At 34.6% G+C, this 16,623-nt stretch carries 13 protein-coding genes; 8 read left to right on the forward strand and 5 right to left on the reverse strand.

The window, feature by feature from the left end:
- Positions 1 to 182: 182 nt before the first annotated feature.
- Positions 183 to 806 carry a recombination mediator RecR gene (gene recR / locus GCQ56_RS02740; protein ID WP_152732857.1) on the reverse strand — a complete coding sequence of 208 codons (624 nt, stop codon included), beginning with the start codon at positions 804 to 806 and terminating at the stop codon, positions 183 to 185.
- A gap of 129 nt (positions 807 to 935) precedes the next feature.
- On the opposite strand from recR, the gene GCQ56_RS02745 reads away from it, so the two are divergent.
- From GCQ56_RS02745 to GCQ56_RS02760, 4 genes are all read left to right on the forward strand, one after another.
- On the forward strand, positions 936 to 2,387 hold the full coding sequence (locus GCQ56_RS02745) for a sodium:solute symporter (protein ID WP_299992950.1): 1,452 nt from the start codon (positions 936 to 938) through the stop codon (positions 2,385 to 2,387).
- Positions 2,388 to 2,524: 137 nt separating this feature from the next.
- Entirely contained in the window at positions 2,525 to 3,253 is a 729-nt protein-coding gene (locus GCQ56_RS02750; protein WP_152732858.1) for a hypothetical protein, read from the forward strand.
- A 98-nt stretch (positions 3,254 to 3,351) separates the two neighbouring features.
- Positions 3,352 to 4,209 (forward strand): ChaN family lipoprotein, encoded by an 858-nt coding sequence (locus GCQ56_RS02755; protein WP_152732859.1) that lies wholly within the window; start codon positions 3,352 to 3,354, stop codon positions 4,207 to 4,209.
- 290 nt (positions 4,210 to 4,499) lie between these two features.
- A complete protein-coding gene (locus GCQ56_RS02760) occupies positions 4,500 to 6,524 on the forward strand; it encodes a PAS domain-containing protein (protein WP_152732860.1) in 2,025 nt (674 codons plus the stop codon).
- A 129-nt stretch (positions 6,525 to 6,653) separates the two neighbouring features.
- Here GCQ56_RS02760 and GCQ56_RS02765 read toward each other — a convergent pair whose 3' ends face one another.
- The 3 genes from GCQ56_RS02765 to GCQ56_RS02775 form a co-directional block, all read right to left on the reverse strand.
- A complete protein-coding gene (locus GCQ56_RS02765; RefSeq protein ID WP_152732861.1) occupies positions 6,654 to 7,394 on the reverse strand; it encodes a hypothetical protein in 741 nt (246 codons plus the stop codon).
- Between the two features lie 548 nt (positions 7,395 to 7,942).
- Positions 7,943 to 8,242 (reverse strand): monooxygenase, encoded by a 300-nt coding sequence (locus tag GCQ56_RS02770; protein WP_152732862.1) that lies wholly within the window; start codon positions 8,240 to 8,242, stop codon positions 7,943 to 7,945.
- A gap of 69 nt (positions 8,243 to 8,311) precedes the next feature.
- A complete protein-coding gene (locus GCQ56_RS02775) occupies positions 8,312 to 8,989 on the reverse strand; it encodes a nitroreductase family protein (protein ID WP_370452662.1) in 678 nt (225 codons plus the stop codon).
- 68 nt (positions 8,990 to 9,057) lie between these two features.
- Between GCQ56_RS02775 and GCQ56_RS02780 the strand changes: the two genes are divergently transcribed.
- The gene (locus GCQ56_RS02780) at positions 9,058 to 9,414 is read left to right on the forward strand and encodes a helix-turn-helix domain-containing protein (RefSeq protein WP_152732864.1); all 357 of its coding nucleotides are present in this window, start codon (positions 9,058 to 9,060) and stop codon (positions 9,412 to 9,414) included.
- 198 nt (positions 9,415 to 9,612) lie between these two features.
- Here GCQ56_RS02780 and ccsA read toward each other — a convergent pair whose 3' ends face one another.
- Positions 9,613 to 12,678, reverse strand: a complete 3,066-nt coding sequence (gene ccsA, locus GCQ56_RS02785; protein WP_152732865.1) for a cytochrome c biogenesis protein — start codon at positions 12,676 to 12,678, stop codon at positions 9,613 to 9,615.
- Between the two features lie 496 nt (positions 12,679 to 13,174).
- On the opposite strand from ccsA, the gene GCQ56_RS02790 reads away from it, so the two are divergent.
- From GCQ56_RS02790 to nrfA, 3 genes are read left to right on the forward strand one after another with little or no spacing between them, the layout of a single operon-like run.
- Complete coding sequence (locus tag GCQ56_RS02790) at positions 13,175 to 14,452, forward strand: alginate export family protein (RefSeq protein WP_152732866.1); 1,278 nt, start codon at positions 13,175 to 13,177, stop codon at positions 14,450 to 14,452.
- A 30-nt stretch (positions 14,453 to 14,482) separates the two neighbouring features.
- Positions 14,483 to 15,082 carry a cytochrome c nitrite reductase small subunit gene (gene nrfH / locus GCQ56_RS02795; protein WP_152732867.1) on the forward strand — a complete coding sequence of 200 codons (600 nt, stop codon included), beginning with the start codon at positions 14,483 to 14,485 and terminating at the stop codon, positions 15,080 to 15,082.
- A 19-nt stretch (positions 15,083 to 15,101) separates the two neighbouring features.
- Positions 15,102 to 16,613 carry an ammonia-forming cytochrome c nitrite reductase gene (nrfA, locus tag GCQ56_RS02800; protein WP_152732868.1) on the forward strand — a complete coding sequence of 504 codons (1,512 nt, stop codon included), beginning with the start codon at positions 15,102 to 15,104 and terminating at the stop codon, positions 16,611 to 16,613.
- The last annotated feature ends 10 nt before the right edge of the window (positions 16,614 to 16,623 follow it).

Below are 16,623 nucleotides of genomic sequence, written 5' to 3' on the forward strand. Positions count from 1 at the left end.
GTTGTTTATGATTGTGTTTATTTAGTCTAAATACTATGCGAATTTAATAAAAATGCAGAAAAAGACAAACGTATCTTAAGATTCTATTTATCGATAAGCAGATAGTAAAAAGTTATAAGATGAAAGCAAAAAGTTGGTGGGGCTATTAGGAACCTTACGAATTACTGAATTTTTAGAATTGTTTATTTTAAATTCTGATCAAAAGGAGTTCTATGAAGAATTGATCTACCTAAAGTAATTTCATCGGTATATTCCAATTCGTCACCAATGGAAACACCTCGTGCAATTGTAGTGATATTCAGTTCGAATTTGTTCATCTTTTTGTAAAGAAAAAAGTTGGTAGTATCGCCTTCCATTGTGGTGCTTAAAGCTAAAATTACTTCTTTCATTTTACCTTCTTTGGCTTTTTTAATAAGGGGATCAATTTGCAAATCGCTAGGACCAACACCATCCATTGGTGAAATAATGCCACCTAATACATGATAAATTCCATTGTATTGCTGAGTTCTTTCTATAGACATTACATCTCGAATACTTTCTACAACACAGATTGTTTCGTGATCACGTTTTGGATTGGCACAAATGTCGCAAACCTCAGTATCTGAAATGTTATAGCAGGAAGTACAATGTTTTATTTCATCGCGAAGTTGGGTGATGGATGCGCCAAAACGATGTACATCTTCCTTGGGTTGGTTTAGCAAATGTAAAACCAAGCGCAGAGCTGTTTTTCTTCCAATGCCAGGAAGTTTTGAAAATTCAGCAACTGCATTCTCAAGCAATTTAGAAGGAAAATTAGTGTAGCTCATCTGTCATCAATTCGTTTCTGTCACCAAAAGTAACAATTTATACGAAAATCGTAGGATTTTCTCTAATCCATGGGATTTGATTAAATCAACGCTTTGCCTATTTTTGAGATTCATTCTAAAATTTAGCCTGTGTCACCAATTACCATTCTATCTGTAGTTGTTGGGTATTTTGCCCTTTTACTGTTGATTTCATATTTCACCGGAAGAAAAGCTGATAACAAAGGATTTTTTGTGGGTAACAAACAATCGCCTTGGTATGTTGTGGCTTTTGGAATGGTTGGCGCTTCCTTATCTGGTGTTACTTTTATTTCGGTTCCTGGCTGGGTAAAGTCTATTGATTTTACATACATGCAAATGGTTTTGGGATACATGTTAGGATATATAGTCGTAGCTAATATTCTATTGCCGCTTTATTACAAATTAAATCTTACTTCAATCTATACTTATTTAGATGGGAGATTTGGCAAAATAGCTTATAAAACCGGTGCGTCTTTTTTCTTACTCTCACGAACCATTGGAGCTTCTTTTCGGTTGTTTTTAATGGCAAATGTATTGCAAATTACAGTGTTCGATGCCTGGGGAATTCCTTTTGCCGTAACAGTAATCATAACAATTTTACTGATTTGGCTGTACACTTTTAAAGGTGGGATTAAAACGATAGTATGGACAGATACTTTACAAACGCTTTTCATGCTATTAGCTGTTGGTGTGAGTATTTATTTGATAATGGATAAACTTCAACTCGATATATCTGGCTTAAGCGCTATGATTAGTAAAAGTGAATATTCGCAAGTATTTATATTTGATGATTGGCAAAGTAAACAGAATTTCTTTAAGCAGTTTTTAACTGGAGCCTTTATTACAATTGTAATGACTGGATTAGACCAGGATATGATGCAAAAAAACTTGAGTTGTAAAAATTTAGGTGAAGCCAAAAAGAACATGTACTGGTATGGATTTGCTTTTATACCAGCAAACCTATTATTTTTAGTATTAGGAGCTCTTCTTATTCTTTTTGCTCAACACGAAGGCATTGCCATTCCTGAAAGAGGAGATGACTTGTTTCCGATGTTAGCAACTCAGCATTTAGGACCTGTTGTAAGTCTTTTCTTTTTAGTCGGTTTAATGGCTGCGGCATACTCAAGTGCCGATTCGGCTTTAACTTCCTTAACAACTTCCTTTACGGTTGATATTTTAGGAGCAGATGAAAAGGATGAGGCAAAAACTCGAAAACTGCGTCGACAATCACATATTTTATTTTCAGCTTTATTACTTGTTGTAATAATGATTTTTAGAATTATAAATGACGATTCGGTAATTGCAGCCATATTTACTGTTGCCGGATATACTTACGGTCCTTTACTTGGTTTGTATGCATTTGGCTTGTTTACTAAATTAAAAGTAAAGGATCAATTGGTTCCATATATTGCAATTTTGTCACCTATTGTCTGCTACATTTTAAAGGATAATTCTATGGACTGGTTTGGCATTTCAATTGGATTTGAATTGCTAATGATTAATGGACTATTAACCTTTATTGGTTTGTTGTGTATTAGTAAAAAAGCAAATCAAATTTCTTGAAACTTGTATAAGTTTTTCTTTTTTGATGCGATGGTTTATTATTCATATCGAAAAAATTCGATTGTAAATATTTATCTTTTTGTTTATCAGGTCGACTTTTCCTAAATTCAAACTTTACGAATCAAAACTCCAAAATAATGAGAATTTTTCTTCTAAGCTTATGCCTTGTTTTAGTGACATCTTGTTATGACAAAACTGAGGTCGTGTTTAATCAATCAGATAAAGATAATTCTGAAAACATTGCATTAACAAATGATAATAAAATCCTTTCGAGTTTGCCTTTTACTTTCGAAGATTTGGATTATTTGTATTTTCCAATTGGTTATTCTGAAGAAAGTTTTCGTAAAAGTGTAAGGTTGAAAGGATCTTATTCAGGGAGTAGTGGATCATATAAAATGGGTTATGTAAGTGGGAATTATTTAGGAGGGATATTGGATAATTTAATGATCAGATCCAAAGGGAAACAGGAATTTAAATTGCTTACCAATAAAACTCTTAAGATTGATGGAGTTAATTACCTGTATCGTTTAGATACCATTCATGCAAAAGATCGATTTGTATATCGGGTTATTGAAAATGATACAAGCATGGATAACATTCTTGATGAAAATGATATGGCTGTATTGTATTTATCGGCATCGGATGGTAGTAATTTTAAAAGATTAAGTCCATCATCGGAGCATTTGAAAGATTGGAGTGTTAAACCCGTATCAGGCTTAATGTACTTTAGAACAATGATTGATTTAAATAAAAATGGAAAATTCGATAAAGGAGATGGAATCAATTTATACGAATACAATTTACTAACCGAAGAGGATCCAATCGTAATTTTTAACGATGAGGTTTATGAAGAACTAATAAAATAAAAAGCACAGTATTTTTTATCCACTGCCCATGAATTAATTCAAGGGCATTTTTATTAATATTTTCAATATCTTAGATAGGTTCATAAAACCTATCACCAATGAGAAAAATCTTATTCCTCGCTATCATTTGTTTTGCTTTCAGTAATGGAAATCCTACTTACAGAATATTTAAAGAGAACGGTAAACCGATCCGTTATCAGAAAATGATTAAGCAGATTGCCGATGTCGATGTGGTTCTGTTTGGAGAACTGCACAACAATGCCATTGCTCATTGGCTGGAATTGCAGGTTACAAAAGATTTGTTTGAGTTAAAAGAAGAAAGTCTGGTGCTTGGAGCTGAAATGTTCGAAACGGATAATCAGGAACTTCTTACGGCTTATTTGAAAGAAAAGTTATCGGTAGAGGAATTTGTAGATACTGCTCGTTTGTGGAAAAATTTCAAGACCGACTATAAGCCATTGCTAGATTTTGCAAAAGATAACAATCTGCATTTTGTAGCAAGCAATGTTCCAAGACGATATGCATCTAAAGTATTTAAAGGTGGATTTAAAGTACTTGAAGAACTAAGCGATGAGGAAAAAGCATGGATAGCTCCTCAACCAATTGCTTACGATGCAGAATTGCCAGGCTACAAGGCAATGAAAGAAATGGACATGCACATGAGTAGCGAAATGATGGATAATTTCCCAAAAGCACAGGCAATAAAAGATGCTACTATGGCACATTTTATATTGGCGAATTGGAAGCAAGGTCAGCAATTCCTCCACTACAATGGAGCTTATCATTCAAATAACTACGAAGGTATTGTTTGGTACTTGAAGCAGGCGAATCCAGATTTGAAAATTGCAACAATTTACACCGCAACAGCCGATCAACTTAAAAAAATGGATTCCAAACTAAAAGGCAAGAACAATTATGTGATTGTAGTTCGCGAGGATATGACAAAGACTTATTAAGAAACCCGGTTGGTATAATTTGTTACGTGTTCTAAAAATATTTAAATCAAGCCTTGATAATATTTTAAGCGTGATGTTTGTGTATGGAGCTGAAAACATGAAGTATAGATAAAAAATATTGCTGAGTTTTCCAATTAAATTGTTATATTAAGTTAGTGTTTTTAATAAATGAAAACTAACTGTACCGACCCCTATTCTTCTGATACAAGAGAACTGACTAGTTTAAGTTGGTAATCTGTGTATAACCTAAATATTGTTTGTAAAAGAGCACCGAAATTAAGGATGTGGTTATGAAATCCAATAAACAGAAACCTAAAGAAGCCGAACAAAAATTAATAGTAGCCTATCAAAAGTTAGAAGAGAGCGAGGAACGATTTAAGCTTGCTATGAAAGCTACAAATGATGGATTATTCGATTGGAATCTTAAGGACAATTCTATTTATTTTTCGCCGGGTTGGAAAAAGATGTTGGGATATGAGGATCATGAGCTTTCAAATGTTTTTTCTGTTTGGGAAAATTTAACCGACCCTGAAGATGTTAGAAAATCATTAGAATTAACCCAAAAGCTTATTGCAAAGGATATTGATCGTTTGATTCTCGAATTTAAAATGAAACACAAGGCAGGGCATTGGGTCGATGTTTTATCACGATCTGAGGCTATTTTTGATGCTACCGGGGTGGCTATAAGAATTGTTGGAACACATACCGATGTAACAGAACGTAACAAGGCTGAAATTAAACTAAAGGATAGTCAGAATTATTTGTCCGCAGTTTTTAATAACACACAGGATGCACAACTTTTATCAGAATATGAGGGGTACAAAAGGTTTATTGTTGTGGCAGCAAACAAGTCTTATATCAATACTGTAAATCGGTTTGGATTAAATGTATTGGAGCAGGACTTGGTTGGGAAAAATTTGAAAGAAGTGCTCGTGGATATCTTACATCTTGATGAAGAGGTTTTTGAATATACCCTCAACTATTATCAAAAAGTTACAGATACTCAAAAACAGATCAAGTATATCGAAAGTATCGACCTAAATGATAAACCTTATCATTCAGAAACATCATATACTCCTATTCATAAAGTAGAAGATGAAACAAAATTTGTTCTTTTCACTTCTCATGATATTACAAAAGAGACTGAATCGTATAAACTACTAAGAAAAAGCGAAGAAACGCACCGCCTAGCCATGGAAGCAACTACTGATGGATTGTGGGATTGGGATGTGCCAACCGGTCATGTTTATTTTAATCCGGCTTATGCAAGAATGTTAGGCGAGCAGGATATCGCACCCAAATATGAATCGTGGGGAGATAGAATTCATCCTGATGATAAAGAGTTAATATTACGAAGTTTGAATGAACACATGGTGGGAAAGAAAGAGTTTTGGCAAGAGGAACACCGCCTAAAAACAAAATCGGGTAAATGGAAATGGGTGTTGGGACGTGGAAGTGTTGTAAAGCGGCATACCAGTGGGCAGGTATTGCGCATGGTAGGAACCATGACAGATATTTCGGAAAGAAAGAAGACAGAATCAGAAATGATTAAAGCCAAGAACAGAGCTGAAGAAAGTGACCGTTTAAAATCAGCATTTTTGGCGAATATGAGTCACGAAATACGCACTCCAATGAACGGTATTTTAGGTTTTGCCGATCTATTGAAAGGACACAAATTAAGAAAAGATAAGAAGGAAAAGTATATTGATATTATTGAAAAAAGCGGAAATAGAATGTTGAATATCATTAATGATATTATTGATATTTCGAAGATTGAATCCGGATTAGTGGAGGTGGAATTAGCTGATTCAAATATCAACGAACAAATGGAATATATCCATACATTTTTTAAGCCCGAAGTTGAAGAAAAGGGAATAAAACTAAATTATAAAAATGAATTATTAGATAATGAGTCGATTATTACGACCGATAGGGAAAAGTTGTTTGCAATTTTAACCAATTTGGTTAAAAATGCGATTAAATACACGACAAAAGGCACTATTGAGTTTGGTTATAATAAGAAAGGTGATGAACTTGAATTTTATGTGAGAGACACTGGTTACGGAATCGCTTCAGATCGTATTGATGCCATTTTTGAACGCTTTATTCAAGCTGATATTAAGGATGTAATGGCACGACAGGGTGTTGGTTTGGGTTTATCGATTACTAAATCGTATATTGAGATGTTGGGGGGTAAAATTTGGGTTAAAAGTGAGGAAGGAGTAGGCTCTATCTTTTATTTTACGTTGCCATATCAATCACATTCGAATAGTAAAGCAATTGTTAATGTCGATAAACGAAGGAGTGTTCAATAGTTTAAAAAAGAATGGTATTTGGTCAATAATTGTTTAGCTTTTATTGTTATCATAGAGTGTTGAAATTACTATTATAAGAAACAGCTCCACCAAGCTGTTTCTTATTTCTATGCAATTGTAAATGTATAATTAGTATAAAATTGATTGAAGATCTTCATCTAACTTTAGGGTTTTACGTCTACGGACTTTAATGTTCAAATTATCGATTTCTTCACAAATATTATTAAAGGTTTCCTCATATACTTTTGGAAAAACAATTGATGAGTTTTCAAGATGAGGAATCAGATTTTCATTTATAATTTTGCGAACCGTATTTTTTTGAATAGAGGGAGTTATCACACTTCTTGTTTTAGAATTATGTTTGTTAATTTTAGAATAGGCATCTTCTAGTTTAGCTGTAGATTCTGAAAATTTATTAATTCTTTCCGCAATACCTATTAAACGATCAGTTTTGGACTTAAATTTATCGCTTTGAAGGTTGGCTAATAGGGTATTACTTAGGGATATTTGTCTTTCGAAACTCAATTTATGCAGCATTAAATCATGCGAACTGGTTAACTCCCAAAGGTCCATTGCATCCTTAGCCATTTCTTTATCGGGCAAGTAAGTGTTTGCTTTCACAAACTTTTTATAACAAACAAAATCATCATTGGCAATTTCGTTTTCTACTCTTAAATTTTCTTTTAGAACATCCTGGCAGGTTTGCTGGATGGCAAAATTTAGGCTTTCTTTCTCGGTGGTAAGTTCTTTAATAATATTGCTAATGATAAGATCTGATGACCAATTTTTACTGTTAAGCTCTGTAAGTATATAACTAGCTAAAGTTTCAATTTCATTGCTATCGCAATAACTCAATATGGACTTGTCCATTAAAATCATGTTTTGTGAATCGAATTGCCTCATGTTAGTCAAACTAGGATTAATTCTTTTCTGGTGAATGTATAATATTAATATTTCGGGTAATCGATACTCAATTTAAGAAAAATATACATAACAATAAAAAATAATTATTTATCAATTTATGATTTGTTAGGACAATATCTTGGCAGAAATGGTCGAATCTCAATAGGAAGAACACTTGAAAATACTAGCTTTTATATGGGAAATAAACAGTATAGTAAGGATGTGTTGAAATATAGCCAACTTAAAATTATGAGTGGAATAAAATATTAACACCGCATAAACAAATACTTGATCGCGACATTTCAAGGAGGGGTACAAAAAATTCTAGATTCTAGAAGAATTAAAAAAGGGAAGTCCTCCAGTGATGCTATTTATGAGAACAGTCAAAATATGACTGGATATCTTAAGATCGGAATTTCTATCAATCCGTTTGATTAAAGAATTCAAATAAAAACAACCTCACTTCAAGAGTAGGGCTGTTTTATTTGGTTTCGATTTACAGGTAAGATTATACCTTATAAACTTTTATTAATTTTTGAAAGTGTTTCGTTAATTTCAAATACTCTTCCCCTAATATTGGTGTAGCCCATTTTTGAAAGTCTTTCGGAATGCATTGCTAAATATTTCTTTGCATTTTCTCTTGTGTCAAAAGAATAAACTCCACCTGCAGTTCTTGCCTTTTCATCCTGCGTCCAGTATTTCCAAATAAAACCAGGTTCTTCGTTAATACTTCTAGCTAAGTCTCCTAACATTGCCGACATTTCCTCTCCGAATGGTCCTGCATGTGGAAAATCTACGTACATAATTACTGCCATTTTTTTCTAAATTTTAATTGTAAAACTATAATTTTTTAATTTGAATATTGCTCCATGTGAAATAGGATATTAAAAGCCTAGCCATCTTGATTTAGACTCAGGCTCTTCTCTTGGCGTGGGTGCCAACTCCATGTCCGCATAGCCAATTGGAATAATACCAGCAATTTTTCTGTTATTAGATAATCCTAGAATACTCTTTACTTTTTCAGAATGATTCAACCTACTTCCAATCCAAACTGTAGCCAAACCTATATCATTTGCTTGTAAGAGCAGATTTTGGATAGCTGCAGAACTTGCTTTTAAAGCTTCTTCTCTTTTTACATCATCATCAAAATTTGGGTAGCTAACAATTATGTGATATGGAGCACCACCAAAATTTTCAGCATATTTCAACATCATTTTTTTCTTTTCTTCAGGAATATACGATGCAGTAGGAATATAATCTTTTGCAAAGTTGTAGAACTCATGACAGATTTTTTCACGGAATTCACCTTTGATAATTGTGAATTCCCATGGTTGACTGTTACCTGCCGATGGAGCCATACTTGCTGCTTGTAACACTTCTTTTATTAATTTGGTATCAGGTTCTATATTCTTGTACTTTCTAATACTTCTTCTATTCCGAATCACCTCTAACATTTCCTTCATCTCTAATTTCTGTTTTGATATCACACAAAAATATCTTTGTAATTTTCTGCATTCTAGTGTGTTTGTAATTTCGATTTCAAAATTAAGGAAGAATAGTATACTTTTGCTATGTGTTTCCCTTAGGAAACTAGTTACTTAAAGGATACTACTCTGTAATGATTAAAATAATGAATAAGAAAAGTGATCAAATAATATCGGAGCAATGTCGTCAGCAGATAAGAGCTCTTACAGATACAATGGAACTGTTATCAGGTAAGTGGAAAATCGTAATATTGGGAACTTTATTGCGGAATGGCACTCTACGATTTATGGAATTGAAAAGAGTTTTGGATGGTATTGCACCTAAAAAACTTTCTAAGGATTTACAAGAGTTAGAATTAAACCAATTAGTAAGAAGAGAGGTGAAAGATACAAAACCAATTACAGTGGAATATTCATTAACAGATCATGGTAGAACTTTAGATGTATTTATAGGAGAAGCAATTCATTGGGGATTAGAGCATCGTAAAGAGATTATAAAGTAGGATAGGAATTTATATTGTGTCCATCGTGACAAAGAGTTTAATGATGTTCTTGCAGATCCTGTAATCCCTAATGATGATTTTAAATTGATTATAAAAATTTACTGAATTGAACTTGCAATAATTTGCACTAGTTTTTTTTTTGTACAAAAAAGAGACGCATTTGCGTCTCTTTTTGATATTATTCATACAAAGTATCTATTATGCCTCAGACTCTTCGGGCACATAGTTGTGTTTTTTGTAACTAAAGAAAGCTGCAATACTTAGTGCTAATACAATAATTACAGTATAGTAAACCCATGTTGGCACCGGAACCGGATCCCCTTTTGCGTAAGAATGTAATCCTGCCAAATAATAGTTTACCCCAAAGTAGGTCATTAAAATGGCACTGTATCCCCAAACCGATGCAATATTAAATGCATAAACCGATTTTAATCCAGGAATAAAACGCATGTGTAGTATAAAGCTGTAAACTAAAATACTTACAAGTGCCCAGGTTTCTTTTGGGTCCCAGCCCCAGTAGCGTCCCCATGATTCATTTGCCCAAATACCACCAAGAAAAGTTCCAATGGTAAGGAAATACAAACCAATAGTCATGGTCATCTCACTTATTCGACTTAGATCGTTGATATTGTTTGTTATACGATCAATGTTTACCTTGTTTTGTAAATTGTATAATACCAGATTGATAATTCCTAAAATAGCCGCTAAAGCCAGAAACGAATAGCTCGAAGTAATAATTGCTACGTGTATAGTCAACCAGTAAGATTTTAGTACAGGAACCAGATTGGTTACTTCGGGGCTCATCCAACTAAGATGAGCAACAAATAAAGCTAAACCAGCTAAAATTGCAGTGGCAGCTAAAGCAAAATCTGATTTTTTCACAAATATAAATCCTGCTAATAGGCAACCCCAGGCAATAAAGGTCATGGTCTCAAAACCATTACTCCAGGGAGCATGACCTGAAATGTACCAGCGAGCAGCCAAACCTCCGGTATGAAGAATAAATCCGACACCTAATATCAGCATGGCAATTCGAACCATCCACTTAATTGGAAATCCGGGTTTCATTAAATGCACGACAAGAAAAATGATTAGGAAGAATCCGACCATTAAGTAAATAGGGAAGAGTTTCTTAAAAATGTTGATGTTGTTGTATTGAATTTCGATATTCTGTTTGGTTGCCGATGGCATAACCTCGCTACCAAATTTTTGTTGATATTTTTTAATACCCGAAATGTAGCTATCTGCTCCAGCCAAGTCGTTATGATTTAAGGCTTGCCCCAGCATGACGATAGATTTTTTAATGAATAAGGAATCATCGCCTCTAACATCAATCTGTGCTGTTGGGTTGTACCATTCTCCCATACTATCATTTGGATTAGGGAATATTTTAAGGAATTCACCAGTAAACACCATGTAGGTAATGTTAATTCGTTCGTCAACTGATATAATTTCTTTATCGTACCCTTTGCGCTGTGCAGGTTTTTTTGAGTAAGCATCTTGTACCTTCTTGCTTAGCTTGTATTGACCTTTTTCATCTAAAAAGTCGGTAAATGAGGCATATTTTCCACTTACACCTAGCTCTCGAGCCAACTCGCTATTCCCAACTTTAATCATTTGCACCTGTTGCCACTGTTGAGGGCTGGCAATCATACTCAAAAATACTTGTTCGGCAGGATATCCTTTAAATTGTCCTTTTTTAGTGATTTTTCTAATTACTTCGCTTGCTAAAGTATTTACGGGTTCGAATCGTCCACCTTTGTCTTGGACTACAATTTTACCAAAGCTTTTAGCCTGTTCTAAAGGTACAACTTTTAGATCTTGAGCTGATGCAGGTAGCAAGCTTCCACTCATAATGCAGGCTATAACGGCAAGTGTTTTAATTTTTCTTGACTGACGACCCAAAAGTTTGAATCTAGTATATGGGTTAAATAATGACCAAGCCATTCCCAACATCAATATACCATAACCAAAATAGGTAACCATCATTCCCCAAAGATCATGATTTACCGAAAGAATTGTTCCTTTTTCATCCGTATCATACGATGCCTGGAAAAAACGGAATCCTTCATGTTTCAAAATATTATTCATATAAATACGATAATCTTTCTCTATGGATTTTCCTTCGTCGTAAAGAGTTACTTCACTTGCAAAAGATGAAGGACTGTTTGAACCAGGATATCTTTCCAAAATAAAATCGTTTAATTTGATAGAGAAAGGAAGATCAATAATTTTTGATCCATAAGCAACAGAAACATTCATATCGTTAAAAGCAATGGTGCTGGCATTTCCAACGTAATCTTTCTGTCCTTTCACCATTAACTCTTTACTTTCATTTCCTTTTTTTACATCAAATACCAATATGTTTGGAGCATTTTTATCTTCTCCCTGTACATATCTGTAAATTGCTGCAGGATAAAAATTCTTAATTACTAATTTGGTTCCACCAATATCATATAGTTTTCTTGGCACAATGGAATGCCATTTTTTTGCTTCCATTGGAATTGGATCTCCGCCCATCATACTAACTTCCTGCATAGGCATTGGTGACATCATGCGTAAACTATCCGTATAATCGATAAGAATTGCATTGGGATGAGGATTCGTGCCAAAAGCCAGTAAATGATCTCCAACCATTCTGTTTCCTCGGTACTCTATGGTAAAATTTTGCATTCCCGACATGCCTGCACTTCCTACGGCAACCATCTCTAAAACTGGAGCACCTTTGGCATCTTGAACCAAAGTGGTTTGAGCATTTGGAATAAAAGTTCTCAGTTTCAATTCTACCTCTTCGTTACCAAGCTTAAGTGTTTCATCGTATTTTACTTCCTTAACTGTAGAGAAACTAATTTTTTCGCTTTCGCGGATATGTTTACCATTTTTATCAAGAATCACATCTATATAGGAATCCATACTTGTGATTTTGTTGGTAGTTTGTCCTTCACGAATGTGCATGTTTCCTTCATAGCCAACATATCGTGTGATAGCAGAACCAATAAATATGACAATAAATGAAACATGAAATAAAAAGATTGACCACTTTTCTCTTTTGTATAGGTTGTATCTAAAAATATTGGCGACCAAATTTGCTACAATTAGTGTAAGCATAATTTCAAACCAAAGAGCATCATAAACAAGGGCTCTTGCAGCAGGTGTACCAAAATCATTTTCGATAAAAGTTGCCGCTCCAATCGAGAAGGCAAATAAAATGATGAGAACACCCATCATTTGCATAGAGAAAAGAAAATTCAGAAACTTCTTCATCTGTTTAGTATAGTTATATGAATATTTAGTGTGCTTACGCGGATAAACAAGTTGTAAAGATCTTGTAAATTGGAGTTCAAGATACGCTTTTCTTTATAAATTCAAAATAAGCAATTGGCTAAGCTTTTAGCTTAAATTTTTATTGTTTTTTTTATTGAAAGGTGTAACTTATTGCTAATTAGAGATTCTTTAATTTAAGATGACATATTCCATTATTTACATCGGAATATGTCTTTAAATTTTTAGAAATGAAGGAATCAATTAGTATTCTTATTAAGACTAAAAATAAATTGATTTTTTTCATATTCTGTTTCATCAATATGAAATGATTGAAAACCAAGCGTAGAAAAGGATAAAAAGGTATTAAAATTTAAATATAATGAATTCAAATAATCCCTTAATCTTGAAATAATTCAAGAATTCGGTTAGTATTGCAGTGTTATCACTTAATTATTGAATTGAAAAACAGATTTTTAATTTAAAATCTAACCTAGCTATGAAAAAACTATTTCGCCTATTTTTAGTCCTGTTTTTGGGCTTGGTGCCAACTGTATTAATGGCTCAGCTTACCTTTACAGGGGAAATCCGTCCGAGAACAGAGTATCGTCACGGATTAAAATCATTGTTTGATTCAGCAGATGATGCTGCTTTTGCAACTTCACAAAGAACTCGTTTAAATTTAAATTACGGAGAAGAGAAATTCCGTGTTGGTTTATCGGTTCAGGATATACGTACCTGGGGTGACGTGAAGCAATTAAATATGTCTGATAAAAACCAGTTGATGCTTCATGAAGCATGGGGAGAGCTTATTTTTAATGAAAACTTTTCATTGAAAGTGGGGCGTCAGGAATTGGTTTATGATGACTCTAGAATTCTAGGTAATGTAGGTTGGGCTCAACAAGCGAGAAGCCACGATTTGGCATTATTAAAATTCAAAACTGATGAGAAAGGGAAATTTCATTTAGGTTTTGCTGTGAATAACGATGCTGAAACATTATCAAGACAACTTTACACAACTAATTACAAGAGCATGCAATTCGCATGGTACAACAGAAAATCAGAGAAATTTGATTTTAGCTTGTTGTTCATGAATGTTGGACAGGAAAGAGATGCGGATGCTACAGATGCTGTTGATCGTGATACAAGATACAGTCAAACTTTCGGTACGCACATGAATTACCGTCCTGGTAAAATTTCTTTTACAGGTTCTTTATATGCACAGTCAGGTAAAGATGCAGGGGATAATGATTTAAGTGCTTACATGTTTAATGTAGGTATGAAATTTCCTGTTGCCGATACTTGGAAAGGTAATGTTGGAGTAGAAATGCTTTCAGGTTCTGATTATGATGGAGCTAGTAATTCTCGTTTAGATTCAGATAATGACTCATTTACTCCACTTTTTGGAACAAATCATAAATTCAATGGTCATATGGATTACTTCTATGTAGGTAATCATGTTGGAAGTGCAGGGTTAACAGATATTTATGGTGGATTGAATCACTCAAAAGGACAATGGTCTTTCGGATCAACAATTCACTTGTTCTCAACTGCAGCTGATTTGTATTTAGGTTCTGAAAAACAAGATAAATATTTAGGTACTGAGGTTGATCTATCAGTTGGATACAAATATTCGAAGAGCGTATTGATTAAAGCTGGATACTCTCACATGTTCGCAACCGATTCTATGGAAGCATTAAAAGGTGGTGATAGTGGAGAAATTCAGAACTGGGGATGGGTAATGTTAGTATTCAAACCAAATTTCTTGAAAAAATAAGGCAAACTCCATACATCAAAACTTTTGCTAATGGTAAGATTATTTAAATTTTTAACACCACCTCCAAAATGGAAGCTTCCGGTATATGTGTCGCTTGGAATATTTTTCGGGTTGGGATTTTATGTGCTTTATTTATCTAAAGCCGCATCCTACCTGTCAGATGCTCCCGAGACATGTGTGAACTGCCACGTTATGGCTCCTCAGTATGCTACCTGGGGTCACAGTTCACATCGTGAAGTTGCCACTTGTAACGATTGTCATGTTCCACACAACAATGTATTCAACAAATACTTTTTTAAAGCGAAAGACGGTTTGCGTCACGCGAGTATGTTTGCATTGAGAATGGAGCCTGAGGTAATCTTTATTTTGGATGAAGGTAAGGAAGTAGTTCACAATAACTGCGTCCGTTGTCACAGTCAACAGCTGACTGATCCGAAACTGGCAGCTAAAGTGCCAAACCACGCTCACAATACTCAGGATAGAGTATGTTGGGAATGTCACCGTGAAGTTCCTCACGGAAGAGTGAACAGTTTATCTAGCGTTCCGAACGCAAGAGTTCCACTTCCTGAAAGTCCGGTGCCAGACTGGTTAAAAGAGTATTTGAAAGAAACAGAATTAGAAAACGAATAAAACTTAAACTAAATATACTATGAAACCAATACAAGAATCTGTAGGCAAAAAACCAATGTTGGGATGGCTTATCTTCCTGGTAACTTTGGTTGTTGTATTCCTACTTGGGTTGTTAGCTTCATCGATTATGGAGAGAAGGGCAGAATCTGTATATGCCTATACTCCTCAGGTAAAGTACGATCAGTGGGAACCACGTAACGAAGTTTGGGGCGAAAATTTCCCAAAAGAATTTCAATCTTACTATGAAACTGCTGATACTATGTTCCGCAGTAAATTTAACGGTGGAGCAATGATCGATATGCTTGAAGTTGATCCTCGTTTAGTAGTGCTTTGGGCTGGATATGGTTTTGCTAAAGACTACAACCAAGGTCGTGGTCACTATTATGCAGTGGAAGATCTTAGAAATACTTTAAGAACAGGTGGTCCTGTTGATGATAAGACTGGTCCTATGCCATCTACTTGTTGGACATGTAAATCTCCTGATGTACCTCGTTTGATGAACGAAATTGGAGTAGCAGAATACTATAAGGGAAAATGGTCTTCGAAAGGTCACGAAGTAGTTAATCCTATTGGTTGTGCAGATTGTCACGATGCTGAAACCATGAACTTAAGAATTTCTCGTCCATATTTAATCGAGGCTTTCGAACGTCAGGGAAAAGACATTAATAAGGCAACTCATCAGGAGATGCGTTCATTGGTTTGTGCTCAGTGTCACGTTGAGTACTACTTTAACAAAAATCGTGTTAAAGGATCTGCTTTTGTTCAGTTACCATGGGATAAAGGTATGGGCGTTGAAGAAATGGAAGAGTACTATGATGAAATGGATTTTAAAGATTGGACTCATAAGTTAAGTAAGGCTCCAATGTTGAAAGCTCAGCATCCAGGATACGAAGTATATCTAAAAGGTATTCATGCGGATCGTGGTGTTTCTTGTGCTGATTGTCATATGCCATACAAATCAGAAGGTGGACAGAAATTTACAGATCACCATATTCAATCTCCTTTGAATAATGTTGCTAATTCATGTCAGGTATGTCACCGTGAGGAAACTGATAAGTTGATTGAGAATGTTTATACTCGACAGGATCAGATTATTGAGAACCGAGATAAGCTTGAAGAATTGTTAGTACGTGCTCACGTTGAAGCTAAGAAAGCCTGGGATTTAGGTGCCAATGAAAATGAAATGAAGCCAGTATTAAAAATGATCCGTCACGCACAATGGCGTTGGGATTATGCAGCTGCTTCACATGGTGGATCTTTCCACGCTCCAACAGAAATTGGTCGTATTATTACTACTGGTGTTGATCGCGCACAGGAAGCTCGTATTGCTTTGGTTAGAATTTTCCACAAGTATGGTTTTGATGGAGAAGTTCCTTATCCAGATATCGCAACAAAAGCAAAAGCTCAGAAGTTTATTGGTTTAGATATGGATAAACTAAATGCTGAAAAAGAAACATTCAAGAAGAATCTTCTTCCGGAATGGGATAAAAAAGCAAAAGAACGTGAAGCTACTTATCAGGTTAAAAAGTAATAATTTACAG

The organism is Marinifilum sp. N1E240, assembly GCF_009295825.1.
Taxonomy (GTDB): domain Bacteria; phylum Bacteroidota; class Bacteroidia; order Bacteroidales; family Marinifilaceae; genus Marinifilum_A; species Marinifilum_A sediminis.